Source organism: Limnohabitans sp. Rim8 (assembly GCF_945901735.1).
Classification (GTDB): Bacteria; Pseudomonadota; Gammaproteobacteria; order Burkholderiales; family Burkholderiaceae_C; genus Limnohabitans_A.
Map to the genome: position 1 here is coordinate 1 of NZ_CAMDLM010000055.1, position 14,817 is coordinate 14,817.

General features: G+C 60.7%; 14 protein-coding genes. 6 read left to right on the forward strand and 8 right to left on the reverse strand.

Features of this window, described 5'->3' with window-relative positions; genetic code table 11:
• Nucleotides 1-104 precede the first annotated feature (104 nt).
• Nucleotides 105-356, reverse strand: coding sequence for a HigA family addiction module antitoxin (locus tag Q0O99_RS17035; protein ID WP_293753168.1), 252 nt, complete (start codon nucleotides 354-356; stop codon nucleotides 105-107).
• Nucleotides 357-542: 186 nt separating this feature from the next.
• On the opposite strand from Q0O99_RS17035, the gene Q0O99_RS17040 reads away from it, so the two are divergent.
• The 4 genes from Q0O99_RS17040 (at nucleotide 543) to Q0O99_RS17055 (ending at nucleotide 6,063) form a co-directional block, all read left to right on the forward strand.
• The gene (locus Q0O99_RS17040; RefSeq protein ID WP_293753169.1) at nucleotides 543-1,157 is read left to right on the forward strand and encodes an FMN-binding negative transcriptional regulator; all 615 of its coding nucleotides are present in this window, start codon (nucleotides 543-545) and stop codon (nucleotides 1,155-1,157) included.
• A gap of 2 nt (nucleotides 1,158-1,159) precedes the next feature.
• The gene (gene tadA / locus Q0O99_RS17045; RefSeq protein ID WP_293753170.1) at nucleotides 1,160-2,533 is read left to right on the forward strand and encodes a tRNA adenosine(34) deaminase TadA; all 1,374 of its coding nucleotides are present in this window, start codon (nucleotides 1,160-1,162) and stop codon (nucleotides 2,531-2,533) included.
• Nucleotides 2,534-2,611: 78 nt separating this feature from the next.
• Entirely contained in the window at nucleotides 2,612-3,523 is a 912-nt protein-coding gene (locus Q0O99_RS17050; protein WP_293753180.1) for an LD-carboxypeptidase, read from the forward strand.
• Nucleotides 3,524-3,585: 62 nt separating this feature from the next.
• Nucleotides 3,586-6,063: a penicillin acylase family protein gene (locus tag Q0O99_RS17055; protein WP_293753171.1), complete on the forward strand. Its 2,478-nt coding sequence runs from the start codon at nucleotides 3,586-3,588 to the stop codon at nucleotides 6,061-6,063.
• Nucleotides 6,064-6,279: 216 nt separating this feature from the next.
• Here the strand turns inward: Q0O99_RS17055 and Q0O99_RS17060 are convergent, their stop codons facing one another.
• From Q0O99_RS17060 to mltG, 5 genes are all read right to left on the reverse strand, one after another.
• Nucleotides 6,280-6,888, reverse strand: coding sequence for an ankyrin repeat domain-containing protein (locus Q0O99_RS17060; RefSeq protein ID WP_367185257.1), 609 nt, complete (start codon nucleotides 6,886-6,888; stop codon nucleotides 6,280-6,282).
• A gap of 123 nt (nucleotides 6,889-7,011) precedes the next feature.
• A complete protein-coding gene (locus Q0O99_RS17065; RefSeq protein ID WP_293753173.1) occupies nucleotides 7,012-7,818 on the reverse strand; it encodes a TatD family hydrolase in 807 nt (268 codons plus the stop codon).
• A 3-nt stretch (nucleotides 7,819-7,821) separates the two neighbouring features.
• The gene (locus Q0O99_RS17070; RefSeq protein WP_293753174.1) at nucleotides 7,822-8,826 is read right to left on the reverse strand and encodes a DNA polymerase III subunit delta'; all 1,005 of its coding nucleotides are present in this window, start codon (nucleotides 8,824-8,826) and stop codon (nucleotides 7,822-7,824) included.
• Nucleotides 8,823-9,464, reverse strand: a complete 642-nt coding sequence (gene tmk / locus Q0O99_RS17075; protein WP_293753175.1) for a dTMP kinase — start codon at nucleotides 9,462-9,464, stop codon at nucleotides 8,823-8,825. Before tmk ends, Q0O99_RS17070 begins: the two co-directional genes overlap by 4 nt.
• A gap of 199 nt (nucleotides 9,465-9,663) precedes the next feature.
• A complete protein-coding gene (gene mltG, locus Q0O99_RS17080; protein ID WP_293753181.1) occupies nucleotides 9,664-10,668 on the reverse strand; it encodes an endolytic transglycosylase MltG in 1,005 nt (334 codons plus the stop codon).
• 152 nt (nucleotides 10,669-10,820) lie between these two features.
• Between mltG and Q0O99_RS17085 the strand changes: the two genes are divergently transcribed.
• Nucleotides 10,821-11,780, forward strand: coding sequence for a folate-binding protein (locus Q0O99_RS17085; RefSeq protein ID WP_293753176.1), 960 nt, complete (start codon nucleotides 10,821-10,823; stop codon nucleotides 11,778-11,780).
• Between the two features lie 114 nt (nucleotides 11,781-11,894).
• On the opposite strand, the gene Q0O99_RS17090 is transcribed toward Q0O99_RS17085, so the two are convergent.
• Together Q0O99_RS17090 and Q0O99_RS17095 are read right to left on the reverse strand one after the other, a co-directional pair.
• Nucleotides 11,895-12,752 (reverse strand): YbgC/FadM family acyl-CoA thioesterase, encoded by an 858-nt coding sequence (locus Q0O99_RS17090; RefSeq protein ID WP_293753177.1) that lies wholly within the window; start codon nucleotides 12,750-12,752, stop codon nucleotides 11,895-11,897.
• A gap of 67 nt (nucleotides 12,753-12,819) precedes the next feature.
• On the reverse strand, nucleotides 12,820-13,803 hold the full coding sequence (locus Q0O99_RS17095; protein ID WP_293753178.1) for an alpha/beta hydrolase: 984 nt from the start codon (nucleotides 13,801-13,803) through the stop codon (nucleotides 12,820-12,822).
• Between the two features lie 177 nt (nucleotides 13,804-13,980).
• Here Q0O99_RS17095 and Q0O99_RS17100 point away from each other — a divergent pair.
• On the forward strand, nucleotides 13,981-14,817 hold an 837-nt coding region (locus Q0O99_RS17100; RefSeq protein ID WP_293753179.1), incomplete at its 3' end, for an iron-containing alcohol dehydrogenase.

Below are 14,817 nucleotides of genomic sequence, written 5' to 3' on the forward strand. Positions count from 1 at the left end.
ATACAAGGATGTTTTTTTTCATAAAAAAATGTTTTTTGTTGTATTTTTCTACAAATATACACAATTGTTGAGTGGCAGACCAGGCACCTCAGGTTGACTTTGTTTTATTTGTCTTGCGCTGGCTGATATTCCCGAATTCTGTCCAACGCATCTTGCATCGACTGACGCACCACGGCCATTTCAAAGTCGGTTTGCAGCCCCATCCAGAACTCGGCACTGTTGCCAAAATACTTGGCCAAGTACAACGCGGTGTCCAAGTTGATGGTGCGTATTTGGCGCACGATGTCGTTGATGCGCGGGGCAGGCACTTCCAGCGCCATGGACAACACGTGTGCCATGAGTTGGTAGAGTGTCAAAAGTCTTCAAGCAGCACTTCGCCTGCATGAATGGGGCGCATGCTTTCGGGTTCAACTTGATTCTTTATCTGCTGGATCATGAGCTTCATCGAAGATCCTATGGTCTTGAAGGGCACAATCGGTTACCTTGTAACAAGAGGCTGATCCATGCGCAATTGAAGCCCTCTGTTTGGTACAGTCATCACCATGTACCTCCCCCAACAATTCAACCACCCCCAGCACGCCTCGGACATCATGCGCGAGCATCCGTTCGCCAGTCTGGTCTCGACCGACGGCGAGGGTTTCCCGTTTGTCACGCATTTGCCGCTCAAGCTGATCGAAGAGGGCGGTCAGCCTGTGGCACTGTTGGGCCACTGTGCCCGTGCCAATCCGCATGCCGGGTTCTTGCAAGCACGGCCGCAGGCGCTGGTGACCTTCATGGGGCCACAGGCCTACATGTCGCCAGCCGTTTACCCCGATTTGTTGCGTGTGCCGACCTGGACTTATCTGGCGGTGCATGCCAGGGTCGAGGCCCGCATGCTGGATGGCCACGATGCCAAAGACGCCATGCTCAAACAGATGATTGCCGACCACGAGCCGGCTTACGCCGCGCAGTGGCGGGGGCTGCCCGAGAGTTACGCGCATGGCATGCTGAACGGCATCGTGGCTTTCGAATTGAAGATTTTGGACCTGAAAACCAAGGTCAAAATCAACCAACACCGCCCGGAGTCGCACGTGGCCATGCACGCCGCCTACGCCCAAGGCGGCGAACAAGAGCAAGCCTTGGCACAGTGGATGCAGCGGCTGGGCATGGTGTCTTGAGCGTGCACTCGCCAAGCCAAGACGCCCACTGGATGGGCCAAGCTTTGGAGCAGGCCCGACAGGCCGCCGCAGCGGACGAGGTGCCGGTGGGTGCGGTGGTCGTCAAGGATGGCCAAGTCATCGCCACAGGCCGCAACGCCCCGATTGCCAGTCACGACCCCACGGCGCACGCCGAAGTGGTGGCCTTGCGCGAAGCGGCCCGGGTGCTGGGCAATTACCGGCTCGACGGTTGCACGTTGTATGTGACGCTGGAGCCCTGCGCCATGTGCAGCGGCGCCATGTTGCACGCCCGGGTGGACCGGGTGGTTTTTGGCGCGGCTGACCCGCGCACCGGGGCGGCGGGCTCGGTGCTCAACCTGTTTGATCACGCTCAGCTGAACCACCAAACCCAGGTCACGGGCGGCGTACAGGCCGATGAATGTAGCCAACTGCTCAAAGACTTTTTCAGGCCCAAAAGAATGAACCTTCACCCCCTCAGAGAAGACGCCTTGCGCACCCCCGATGAGGCGTTTGCCGATTTGCCCGATTACCCCTGGCAGCCACGCTATGTGAGCGACCTGCCCAGCATCGACGGGCTGCGCATGCACTGCCTGGATGAAGGTGACGCCAATGCCCCTTTGACCTGGCTGTGCCTGCACGGCAACCCAGCCTGGAGCTACCTGTACCGCAAGATGATCCCGGTCTGGCGGGAGGCGGGGCACCGGGTGGTGGCGCCCGATCTGATCGGCTTTGGCAAGAGCGACAAGCCCAAGAAGGACAGTTTTCACCACTTTGACACCCACCGCCAGTCCTTGCTGGATTTGATCGAGCGGCTTGACCTGCAACGCATGGTGCTGGTGGTACAGGACTGGGGCGGCATTTTGGGCTTGACTTTGCCCATGGCCGTACCCGAGCGTTTCAAGGGTTTGCTGGTCATGAACACCACCATGGCCACGGGCGAGCAGCCGCTGAGTGCAGGCTTTTTGGCTTGGCGCGATTGGTGCCAAAGCCAGCCGCTGTTCGATGTGGGCAAGCTATTTGCGCGGGGTAACCGCCACATGACGCCGCAAGAGACGGCCGCCTACAACGCGCCTTTTCCGGACAAGGGCTACCGCGCCGCGCTGCGCGCGTTTCCACCCATGGTGCCGGAGTTCGCCGATTCGCCCGGCGCGGCCATCTCAAGGCAAGCACGGGACTTTTGGCGTGACGACTGGCATGGTCAGACTTTCATGGCCATTGGTCAGCAAGATCCGGTGTTGGGTGAGCCGGTGATGCGCCAATTGCAAGGCCATATCAACGGCTGCACCGAGCCCATGTTGCTGCCCGATGCAGGGCATTTTGTGCAGGAACAGGGCCGGTCGATTGCCGAGGCGGCTGTGCGACACTTTAGCCCTTGATCCGTTGCGCTTGCACCGCTCAAGGCGATGCTTTTGCTGACGCTTTGCACAACGGTGTTTGACTTTGACGAAGACTTCATGGCCCACATTTACATTTTTTCCCCTTCCAGCGCAGTTCGCGACAAAGCCGCTTTTCGCCGAGGCGTGAAACGTCTGCAAGCCCAGGGGCACGAGGTCGAGGTGGACGAAGCGGCATTGGCCAGCCACATGCGGTTTGCGGGTGACGATGCGACACGCATTGCCGCCATCACCCGGGCCGCCGCCAGCGGTGCCGACTTGGCGTTGATCTCCCGTGGTGGGTACGGCCTCACGCGCATCCTGCCCGGCTTGCCCTACAAACAGATCGCCAAAGCCATCGATGGCGGCACCCAATTTGTAGGGCTGAGCGACTTCACCGCCTTCAACCAGGCGGTGTTCGCCAAGACCGGACGCATCACTTGGCAGGGCCCGGCTTTAGGTGAAGATTTTGGCCCCGAACAGGAGCCCGACGAGATCATGCAAGCTTGTTTTGATGACTTGCTGCTGGAGCAGGGCGAAGGCACGGGGTGGCAGCTGCCCAAGCTTGATGCGGAGCGCCGCGTGCTGGTCAAACACGCGACGCTGTGGGGTGGCAACCTCACGGTGCTGAACTCTTTGCTGGGTACACCGTACTTCCCACAGATCAAAAGCGGGGTGCTGTTTCTGGAAGACGTGGGCGAGCACCCTTACCGGGTGGAGCGCATGCTCACGCAGCTGCTGCACGCGGGCGTGTTGGCCCAGCAGAAGGCGGTTTTGATCGGGCAATTCACCAACTTCAAGCTGGTGCCCAAGCACGACAAAGGCTTCAAGCTGGCCACCGTGGTCGACAGGTTGCGCAGCCAGATCAAGGCCCCGGTGCTCACCGGTTTGTCCTTTGGCCATGTCGAAACCAAGGTGCTGCTGCCCGTGGGGGCCAAGGTGGACCTGGTCACCGAAGGGCGTGACGCCCTGATGGTCTGGGGCCACATTTAAAAAGCATCAAAGCCTGAACAGGCGACACCAGAGGCGTGCGCAACGCCCACACGGAGACACCCATGAAATGGATCGGACGACTTGTTTTGCTGCTGCTGGTCGCTGTGCTGTTGGCGGGCGGCGTGGTGGCTGTGCACTTGTTGCGCAGCCTGCCGCAACTGGACGGACAGCTCAAGTTGGCAGGCTTGAGTGCCCACGTCACCGTCACCCGCGACGCCGCAGATGTGACACACATTGACGGGGCCACCGTCCTGGACACCTGGCGCGCACTGGGCTTTGTGCACGCGCAAGAACGCGGCTGGCAGCTTGAATTCAACCGCCGCCTGATGCGCGGCGAGTTGTCTGAGATTTTGGGTGTGGCCACGTTGGACACCGACAAACTCATGCGCACGCTGGGCATCATCGGCATGGCCCAAAAACAGTTGAAGGGTTTAGCGCCGGCAACGCAAGCGGCCCTGCAGGCCTACAGCGAAGGCATTCAGAACGCCTGGCAAAGCGGCGCGGTCCGGCCATCGCCCGAATTCAAGCTGCTTGGCACCGTGGCCGGTGGCCCCAAAGGCCAAGCCTGGTCGCCCGAAGACAGCTTGGGTTGGGCGCTGATGATGGCGCTCGATCTGGGCGGCAACTGGGGGCAGGAATTCGCCCGGTTGTCAGCCTCACAGGTTTTGAATAACGATCAATTGTGGCAACTCTTGCCGCCTTACCCGGGTCAAAAACCCGCCACGGCAGTGGACCTGCCGGCCTTGTATGCCGAACTGGGCGTTTACGCGGCCAAGGACAAAACCGCGTCGGCCATCGCGCCTGCGCCCAACGCCTTGGCCCAATGGTCAGCCGACTGGGTGCGCGATGTGGGTATTCTTGACGGCAAGGGCAGCAACAACTGGGTTGTGCCGGGCAGCCGCACCGTCAGCGGCAAACCCTTGTTGGCCAACGACCCGCATCTGGCTTTGAGCTCACCCGCCATCTGGTATGTCGCGCACCTCAAAGCGCCTGCAGGCCAGTTGCCCGACGGGCAGCCACACCCCGCGCTGGATGTGATCGGGGCCACTTTGCCCGGTTTGCCCTTTGTGGTGCTGGGCCGTACCCAAGGAGTGGCGTGGGGCTTCACCAACACCGGCCCGGACGTTCAGGACTTGTACCTCGAGCAGCTGGACGCAGCCAAACCCGGCCAATACCGCACCCCCACCGGTTGGGCGGCGTTTGAGGAGCGCGCCGAAACCATCCGAGTCAAAGGGCAGGGCGATGTGACCCTCCAAGTGCGCAACACCCGCCACGGCCCGGTCATCAGCGATGTGCAACCGCAATACGGCAAGCTCATCAACGGCCAGCGCTACGCAGTGAGCCTGCGTTGGTCGGCCTTAACCGAGGACAACAAAACCGTGGAATCGGGCATGTTGACCAACTGGGCGCAAACCGTGCCCGAGTTGCAAAAGGCCTTCACCGACAACCATGCGCCTATGCAAAGCGTGGTCATGGCCGACACGCTGGGCGAGGTGGCCTTTCAGGCTGTGGGCAAGTTGCCCATTCGCTCTCCGCAAAACGACATTTTGGGTGTGGCGCCAGCCCCCGGCTGGTTGGCCCAATACGATTGGTCGGGTTGGCTGCCGGCAGCACAAAACCCTGCGGTGAATCGGCAATTCATTGAAGCCAAAGGCTGGTACGCCACCGCCAACCAGAACATCCTGCCGCCCGGCTATGCCCATTTTGTGGGAGGGGACTGGACCACGCCGGAGCGTTTTGATCGCATTGAACATTTGCTGGCCGCAAGTCCCAAACACAGCCGTGAAAGCCTGCAAACCATTCAAAACGACGTCACCTCTCTGGGAGCCAAAGTGTTGCTGCCGGTCGTGATGAGCGCCAAGCCTCAACACCCGCTGGGTGATCAGGCCCTGAAAATGCTTGCCACTTTTGACGGGCAAATGACATCGGACAGTGCACCAGCCTTGGTGTTCAACGTTTGGGTCGACGAGTTGACGCGAAGCTTGCTGGTGCCGCATCTGGGTGCAGATCGATTCCAGGCGCTCTATGGCAAACGCCATTTCCGCGCCGCTGTGGATGGCATCTTGAAACGCGCGGACCCTTTTTGGTGCGGCGCTGTTGGCTGCCCAGCGCAAGTGTCTGCAGCGCTTGATCGGGCATTGGCCCGCATTGCATCCCAACAGGGCCAGGACATGCGCGCTTGGCGTTGGGGCGCTTGGCACCCGGCCATCAGCAGCCACAAGCCCTTTGGCAAAGTGCCTGTGCTGAACACCCTGTTTGATGTGCGCACCGAAAGTGCAGGGGATTTGTTCACGGTGAATGTGGGCCAATACTGGGCAAATGACCCCAAAGAGCCCTTTGCCAACCGCCACGCTGCGTCGATGCGGGCGGTTTATGATTTGGCCGACCTCGAGCAATCGGTTTTCATTTACCAGACCGGTCAATCGGGCCATGCTTTTGATCCACGAAGCCGAAACCTGTCCAAAGATTGGGCTGCTGGCCATTACCGCGCTCTGCAACAAAAAAGCCCACCCGTTCACCGATTGGTGCTGGCGCCCTGAAGCCATCATTCAAGGATTGCATCGCTTCGTGAGCATGTGGGTCTCGGTACCGATCGGGTCTTTCCATGACCACCGCAGTGACGTGCAACTTGTTGTTGCACGATTTGTGACGCTATTCGCCACTCCACTTTACTTTACATAATATACATCGTATGCAATTAAAGATCTGGTGATCGCGCCAAATTGGCTGATGTGATCGCTGAGGATCACTTGGGATTACTTGGGTATGGGTGGGATGGACGCGGCAGGTTTTTGCTGGACCGCGTTGGGTGTTGCCTGTTTTTGACGAGCCGCCAGACGTGCCAATCCAGTTTCAATGAGTTCTTTGGAATTTTGTCGTTGGCCGCGCACCGCAAAATCCAAGGCGCTCAGACCCAGTTGGTTTTTTTGCTGCAAATCAGCGCCTGCCTGAATCAGCACCTTGACGGCTTCAGGACTTCCGTACATGGCGGCCATCATCAGTGGCGTGGTGCCGTTGGGTGACTCGGCATCAATGTAGGCGCTGTGCTCCAGCAAGTACTCGATGATTTTCACATGGCCAGCAGACGCTGCGTAATGCAAAGGTGTCCAGCCAGTTTTGTTCACATCGGCATCATGCTCAACCAGTTTTTGGACCAAGCTGAAATGGCCTTTGAGGGCCGCCAACATCAACACACTTTCATCTTTGTCGTTGCGCACCTCGGTTTTGGCTGTTGGCCAACTGGCCAGCAACTCGGCCACCTTCAGAGAGGGTTCTCGCACCGCCAGCATCAAGGCTGGAACGCCCTCAGGGTTGACCGTGTTGGGGTCAAAGCCACGTTGCAGCAAGGTTTGAACGGTGCGCACATTGTCAAACTGGACCGCTTTAAAAAAGTCCTCATAAGCGCCAGATTGTGATAGCGTTGAAAAGAAAAATAGTCCAATAATGACAATGACTTTTTTTAAAGTATTGAGGTAATACATGAGATTTTATATAGATGTTTTAAGAAACAATTTCAAGAAATTTTGGGTCGTCAGATCACCAATGGCCTCAGAACTGCAACCGCGCAACTCACCCAACAGTTTGGCCACAAAGGGCACATAAGAGGGGTTATTGAGCTTGCCGCGGTAGGGGACGGGCGCCAAATAGGGGCTATCGGTCTCGATCAGCAAGCGGTCATCGGGCACAAATTTGGCCACTTCGCGCAAGTCGGCCGCCGTTTTAAAGGTCAAGATGCCTGAGAAAGAGATATAAAAACCCAGGTCTAAAGCCGCACGGGCCACTTGCTGGCTTTCCGTAAAACAGTGAAATACCCCCCCAGCGCTTCCTGCCTCTCCCACCTCGCCCTCTTCTTTCAAGATGGCGATCGTGTCATCCGAAGCTTGGCGAGTGTGGATCACCAGCGGCAAACCCGTCTGCCGAGCTGCGCGGATGTGGGTGCGAAAACGCTCACGCTGCCATTCCATGTCCGCCACGGTACGCCCGCCTTTGCGCTCGTCCATCTGGTAATAGTCCAAGCCCGTCTCGCCAATGGCCACCACTTTGGGGCGCGCTGCGCCATCCAACAGGTCCTGCAAACTGGGCTCACGCACGCCTTCGTTGTCCGGGTGCACACCCACCGTGGCCCACATGTTGTCGTTGGCCATGGCCAGCTGGTGAACTTCGTCAAACTTTTCCATCGTGGTGCAAATGACCATGGCGCGGGTCACTTGAGCGGCCACCATGGCCTGCTGGATGCTGCCGAGCTGGCTCATCAGCTCAGGAAAATTCAAATGGCAATGGGAATCGGTGTACATGGCTCAGCCCTTGGACAGCAAGGTTTGTTGGGCATCGGCGGTCAGGGCTTCGAGCATCAGACCGGTGTTGAAAGGGTGTTCGGCGGTGCGGGCCGATGTCATCAGGCGCTTGAACCAGTCGGTCAAAACCGCCACCGATGCTTGGCTTGCAGGCAATTGGGTCGCATCAAAAAAACGTGGCGCAGCGCCCGACTGGCGCAAGACCAGGTCATGGCAAAGCTTTTGCAAGGCGTCGATCGCTTGCGCGGGCGTCAAGTTGGCCAAGTGCCGGGCATCGCCCCCGCGCATGGCCTTGGGCAAAGCGGCCCACCATTCGGGCGACAAACCGGCTTCGACTTGGCGCAACACATCGGTGGGTCTGCCCCCCGCACTGCGCAACAAAGACTGCGCCACAGGGGCGGGCACGCCCTGCCCGCTCAGCCAAGTCAAGGCTTCGTCGGCCTCTGGCCACTTCATGGTGTGGGCCAAGCAGCGGCTGCGGATGGTGGGCAGCAGCATGTGCGCTGCCTCGGTGGCCAGCACAAAGCGCACGTCGCCCGGCGGTTCTTCGAGGGTTTTGAGCAAGGCGTTGGCCGTGATGGTGTTCATGCGTTCGGCGGGATACACCAGCACCGCCTTGCCGCGCCCCCGCGCGTCGGTGCGCTGCGTGAACTCCACCGCATCGCGCATCGCATCCACCCGGATTTCCTTGCTGGGCTTGCGGGTTTTCTTGTCGATCTCGTCTTGGGCTTTTTCAGACAAAGGCCAACCCAGCTCGATCATCACCGTCTCGGGCATCAGCACGGCCAGGTCGGCGTGGGTGTGCACGTCCACGGCATGGCAGCTCGGGCAGTTGCCACAAGCGCCCTGCGCTGTGGGTTTTTCGCAGAGCCAGGCCGACACCAGGGCCAACGCCAATTCGTATTGGCCCAAACCCGAAGGGCCTTGCAGCAGCCAGGCATGACCCCGCTGGGCCAGCAAATCGGTGGCCTGCCTTGTAATCCAAGCTGCGTTCAAAACAGCGCTCATGCTGCAGTCCGCTTCATCCATTCACTCACCACGCGGCCCACATCAGCGCCGACGGCGTCGATGTTTTGGGCGGCGTCGATGCGTGCAAAACGGCCAGGCATCTCAGCCATGCGCCGGGCATAGCCGGCACGAACCGCGGCAAAAAAGTCGGCAGGCTGCGATTCAAACTTGTCCGGCACGCGGGCCGAGGCCAGGCGCTGAGCAGCGATGTGCGGGTCCAGATCAAACCACACGGTCAGCTCGGGTTGGCGCAAGCCGCCACCGGGCAAGGACTGCACCATGCGCTCCAGTTGGGCCAGCACCTGCCAGTCAAAACCACGCCCACCGCCTTGGTAGGCAAAGGTGGCGTCGGTGAAGCGGTCGCACAGCACCACAGCGCCCCGCGCTAGCGCGGGCTCAATCACCTGCACCAAATGTTCACGGCGTGCCGCGAACATCAAGAGCGCTTCGGTCAGCGCATTCATGGGCTCGTGCAGCACCAACTCGCGCAACTTTTCAGACAATGGGGTGCCGCCCGGCTCGCGCGAGAGCACGACCGGCCGGCCCGCTTCGCGGAACATTTGGGCCACACGATCCATGTGCGTAGACTTGCCCGCACCGTCGATGCCTTCAAAACTGATGAACAAACCGCGTGCCATGGTGTGTGTGAAAGACAAAACCCGATTGTCGCAGGACTCGCCCCTGCAAAAGCAGCGTCCCCGTGGAGGCGGTCTCCGACCAAGAAAAAGCCTTTGCCGAATCTCATCGCGGTCAGAAACCGCTCCTACAAAAAAACACCCTTGCCACCTCCCCATTGGGAGCGGTCTCCGCCCGCGCTGATCGCGGGCTCACCTGAGCCTACTTCTGCCCACGCTGGTAACGGTTCACGGCCCGGTTGTGCTCGTCCAGCGTGGCGCTGAAGTGGCTGCTGCCATCGCCTTTGGCCACAAAATAAATCGCAGACGTTTTGGCGGGTTGCACCGCCGCCAACAAAGCTGCTTTGCCCGGCATGGCAATCGGCGTGGGCGGCAAGCCACCTCGGGTGTAGGTGTTCCAGGGGTTGTCGGTCGTCAGGTGCACCCGGCGCAAATCGCCGTCAAAAGCTTCGCCCAAACCATAAATCACCGTCGGATCGGTCTGCAGGCGCATGCCAATGCGCAGCCGGTTGTTGAACACACCCGAAATCTCTGGCCGGTCTTGGGCCTTGCCCGTTTCTTTTTCAACGATGCTCGCCAAAATCAGCGCCTGCTCGGGCGACTGCAAGGCTGCGCCGGATTGCCGAGCTTGCCAGGCCTGCTGCAACTGCTTGTCCATGGCTTTCATGGCCCGTTGCAAAACGGCCAAGTCGCTGGTGCCTTTGGCATACGAATAAGTGTCCGGGTAAAAGCGCCCTTCCGGGGCCACGCCGGTGCGGCCCAGCTGCGCCATCAAGGCCGCGTCGTCCAGAGTCCGGCTGTCGGGTCTCAGGTGCTCGGCCTTGGCCAAAGCCTGGCGCACTTGCCGCCAGTTCCAGCCTTCCACAATCGTCACGGTGCGCAGGCTTTCCTCGCCCCGCACCAGCATGCTCAGCAAACGCTTGGGCGATGTGCCGGGGGCAATTTCATAGCTTCCAGCCCGCATTTGGCGCGATTGGCCCGACAGCCGAAACCACACGTAGAGCATGGTGGGTGATGTGTCGAGTCCGGCATCGGCCACGGCCTGCGCGATGGCTTTGGCCGATGTGCCCGGCTCGATGGACAAATCAACAGCGGTGGCCGCTGGCGCGCGCAGCGGCATGGGGCTTTGCACCCAAAAATAGGCGGCAGCCGCCAGCGTCAAGGCGAACACGACCAAACCCAGCAAGCCCTTGAACAAACCTTTGATCACTCGCAACCCTTGAAAAATGTCCGCACAGAGCCGATTGACTCTGGCGGCTGATCATAATTGAGGCCTTCCAGCCTTTGCTCTGTTGCCCCATTCGGCCCCCATTGAATTGTGTGGACCTTGCCAGCGGGGATCACCTCTCACCATTTGCCATGACCACCTCATCCACCGCCCCCATCGACCACTTCGCGGCCCAGCTCCAGGGCGTTGCCGTCCTGCCCCACTTGGGCGTGATTCAGGCCCACGGCGAGGATGCGGCCAATTTTTTGCACAACCAACTGAGCAACGACGTGCTGCTTTTGCCCGTGGGCCAGTCCCGCCTGGCCGCTTTTTGCTCGGCCAAGGGCCGCATGCAGGCCAGTTTTGTCGTCATCAAAACCGCGCCCGACAACGTGCTGCTGATCATGAGCCTCGATTTGCTGGCCCAAACGCTCAAGCGCCTGTCGATGTTTGTGCTGCGCGCCAAGGTCAAAATGAGCGACGCCACCGCCTCGTGGCAGTTGCGCGGCTTGTTGGGCGACAACGCCCGCGCCGTTTTGGCTGAGGCCTCCCCTTGGCAAACCGCCAGCGCCGACGGGGCCCACGCCGTGGCGTTGTATCCCGCTGTGCTGGGCGATGTGCAAGTGCCTCGAGCTTTGTGGCTGGGCGCGCCTTCGCAAACACAGCCTGCCGGTGCTGAGTTGTCCCCCGAAGTCTGGGCCTGGGCCGAAGTCATGGGCGGCGTGACGCTGGTGACCCAGCCGCTGTTCGAGGCCTTCGTGCCGCAAATGCTCAACTACGAATCGGTGGGCGGGGTGAACTTCAAAAAAGGCTGCTACCCCGGCCAAGAAGTCGTGGCCCGCAGCCAGTTTCGCGGCACCCTGAAGCGCCGCACGGCGCGGGTACACAGCCCGGTGGCCATGGCGGCGGGGCAAGACGTGTTCACCCTTGCAGACCCCGAACAGCCTTGCGCCACCGTGGTGCTGAGTGCGGCCAGGCCCGATGGCCAGGGTTTTGATGCGCTGGTCAGCGGCACGACAGAAAGCATGCAGTTGGGCTGGCGTGTGGGCAGTTCTGACGGCGAAGCCCTGGACATTTTGGCTCTGCCCTACGCCCTGCTGGCCGACATCTGAGCTGGCGGCTCAGCGCGGCCTTTCGCGGTCAGAGACCGCTCCCACAAAAGCCCAAATCCCATTTCCCCTGTTTAGGAGCGGTCTCCGAACGCGATCAGATCGGCTGCAACGTGCTCAAAGCTTGCGCGCCATCTCGATGTGCGCAATCCCCGCATCTTCAAAAACACCCCCGTGCGGCGCAAAGCCTGAGCGTTTGTAAAAGCTCTCGGCGCTGCATTGGGCGTGCAGGATCACCTGGGTATCGCCCCGGTGCTGCGCGGCGTCCATCAGCGCGTGCAGCACGCGACGGCCCAGGTCGCTGCCGCGCATCTGCTTTTTGACGGCCATGCGGCCAATGCGGGCCACACCGGGGGCATGTTGGATCAGGCGGCCTGTGGCCAGGGGCATGCCCATGCGGTTCAGGGCGACCGCATGCAAGGCGGTGTCGTCCTCGTGGTCCACCTCCATCTCGACAGGCACTTTTTGCTCCTGCACAAACACCTCGTGGCGCAGCGGGCTGGCCAGCTTCTGGAAGTCATGCCACGAGCCCAGATGCACCTGCACCATGTCCTCGCCTCGCTCAAAGCCTTCGAGCAGGTCGCGCAATGCGGACGGGATCGGCTGACTCTTTTTGACCACCGGGTCGGCGTACACATAGACCAGCTCGCTGGTGATCAGCAACTCGTCGCCCCGAAAAATGGCCCCGACAAAGGTCATGGACGAATTGCCGACACGGTCGCAGCGCATGCACACCTCCAGAAAGTCGTCCATCTCGGCACTGGCGTGATACTCGACGCTGGCTTTTTTGACAAACAAATCGCCGCCCAGTTGGTGCATGGTCTCGGCGAAAGGCATGGCCAATTGCCGCCAGTATTCGGTGACGGCGGTGTCGAAGTACATGAGGTAGTGACCGTTGAAAACGATCTTTTGCATGTCCACCTCCACCCAGCGCACGCGCATGCGGTGAGACAAACGGAAATCTTGGCGTTTCATGGGGTTCCTTTGAAGGGGGCAATCTTTGGCTCAGCCAAAGAGGCCGTAAATTGGCATCCTATCGCGGTCAGAGACCGCTCCCACGGGGCGCGAGGTCGAAGGCTTGCCGCAGCGCCCGCCCGGCTGCAGCATGGGCGGTCAATGCGTCGGGGATGGCGCGGCCCATGGTGATGAAGCCATGCACCACGCCTTTGTAAATTTCCAGATCAACCGGCACACCTGCCATGCGCAGCGCATCGGCGTACTGCACGCCCTCGTCCACCAGCGGGTCGCATTCGGCCAAACCAATCCAAGCCGGGGTCAGGCCCGCGTGGTCAGGGGCGTTCATGGGCGAGAAACGCCAGTCTTGCCGATCGGCTTCGTCGATGTAATTGGCAAAAAACCAGTCCACCGTGTCCTTGTCGAGCATGAAGCCTTCTGCAAACGTGTGGTGCGAGCCGGTGTCTTGCCGGGCGATGCAGCCGGGGTAAAACAGCAGCTGAAGGCGCAGGGGCAATCCAGCATCACGGGCCATCAGGGCGCACACCGTGGCCAAAGTGCCACCTGCGCTGTCGCCGCCCACGGCCAATCGCGTGGTGTCCAAGCTCAGCGATCGGCCATGCTGTTGCAGCCAGTTCAGGGCGTCCCAACTGTCATGCACGGCCGTTGGAAAGCGGTGCTCAGGGGCCAGTCGGTAGTCCAGCGACACCACCGCGCAATGGCCTTGGCGTGAGAGCTGGCGGCACAGCACGTCATGGGTGGTGAGGCTGCCCACCGTAAATCCCCCGCCATGGATGTAGAGCAACACGGGCAAAGCCGTGTCGCTGTGGGACGCGTACAAACGGGCGGGCATGGCGTGGCCGTCGCGTGCCGGGATGCTGAAGTTGTGCACCCGGTCCACATGCGGCGCTGGCTGCAGGTCGAGCATCGGCCCGCCGATGTCGTAAAAGGCACGCGCTTGGGCAGGTGCCATGGCGGCCATCGGAGGACGGCCTGCGCGTTCAACGCGCTCGATCAGGCTGCGCGTGGCGGTGTTCAGCAAGGCGCGGGGGTTGGTGTGGTGGCTGCTCATGTGTGTGTGGGGGTGATCGATGCCAAAAGGGCTGGTCCACAGGGGTAAAAGCGAACAAGGGTGACAGCCCAAGCGTGGCACCAGCGCGTTCCTGCATCAAAATGGGCTTTGATCGTACAACGCCCTGCCCCGCTGTTCTGTCACTTCAGAACCGCGCCCTCTGATTGGAGTTTCAGCATGTCTTTCATCAACTACGTCACCCAAATCCAGATCGACTTCGGCGCGGTCAAGCTTCTGCAGGCCGAATGTGAACGAGTGGGCATCCGCAAACCGCTGATCGTGACCGACGCGGGCGTAAAAGCCGCTGGCGTGCTGCAAAAAGCCCTGGACGCCCTGCCCGGCTTGCCCGTCACCGTGTTTGACCAAACCCCATCAAACCCCACCGAATCGGCCGTGCGCGCCGCAGCGGCCATGTACACGCAACACGGTTGCGACGGCTTGATCGCCGTGGGTGGTGGCTCGGCCATCGACTGCGCCAAAGGCGTCGCCATTGCCGTCAGCCACGAAGGCCCCCTCAAAACCTACGCCACCATCGAAGGCGGTTCGCTCAAGATCACCGACCGCGTGGCCCCCATCATCGCCGTGCCCACCACCAGCGGCACCGGCAGCGAAGTGGCCCGGGGCGCGATTTTGATCCTGGACGATGGCCGCAAAGTGGGCTTTCACAGCTGGTTCATCGTGCCCAAAGCCGCCATTTGCGACCCCGAACTGACCTTCGGATTGCCGCCCATGCTCACGGCTGCTACCGGCATGGACGCCGTGGCGCACTGCATGGAAACCTTCATGGCCGCGCCCTTCAACCCCCCTGCGGACGGTATCGCGCTGGATGGCCTGGCCCGGGGCTGGGCCAATATCGAGCGCGCCACAAGCAACGGCCAAGACCGTGAAGCACGCCTGAACATGATGAGCGCCAGCATGCAAGGCGCGATGGCTTTTCAAAAAGGCTTGGGCTGCGTGCACTCGCTCAGCCACAGCTTGGGGGGCGTGAATCCGCGGCTGCACCACGGTACCTTG

Excerpts from the sequence above, each read along its gene's own strand:
- Q0O99_RS17090 (WP_293753177.1), bottom strand. The coding sequence starts at position 12,752 with ATGAAACGCCAAGATTTCCGTTTGTCTCACCGCATGCGCGTGCGCTGG.
- Q0O99_RS17040 (WP_293753169.1), top strand. The coding sequence starts at position 543 with ATGTACCTCCCCCAACAATTCAACCACCCCCAGCACGCCTCGGACATC.
- Q0O99_RS17050 (WP_293753180.1), top strand. The coding sequence starts at position 2,612 with ATGGCCCACATTTACATTTTTTCCCCTTCCAGCGCAGTTCGCGACAAA.
- tmk (WP_293753175.1), bottom strand. The coding sequence starts at position 9,464 with ATGGCACGCGGTTTGTTCATCAGTTTTGAAGGCATCGACGGTGCGGGC.
- Q0O99_RS17055 (WP_293753171.1), top strand. The coding sequence starts at position 3,586 with ATGAAATGGATCGGACGACTTGTTTTGCTGCTGCTGGTCGCTGTGCTG.
- Q0O99_RS17065 (WP_293753173.1), bottom strand. The coding sequence starts at position 7,818 with ATGTACACCGATTCCCATTGCCATTTGAATTTTCCTGAGCTGATGAGC.
- Q0O99_RS17085 (WP_293753176.1), top strand. The coding sequence starts at position 10,821 with ATGACCACCTCATCCACCGCCCCCATCGACCACTTCGCGGCCCAGCTC.
- Q0O99_RS17095 (WP_293753178.1), bottom strand. The coding sequence starts at position 13,803 with ATGAGCAGCCACCACACCAACCCCCGCGCCTTGCTGAACACCGCCACG.
- Q0O99_RS17070 (WP_293753174.1), bottom strand. The coding sequence starts at position 8,826 with ATGAGCGCTGTTTTGAACGCAGCTTGGATTACAAGGCAGGCCACCGAT.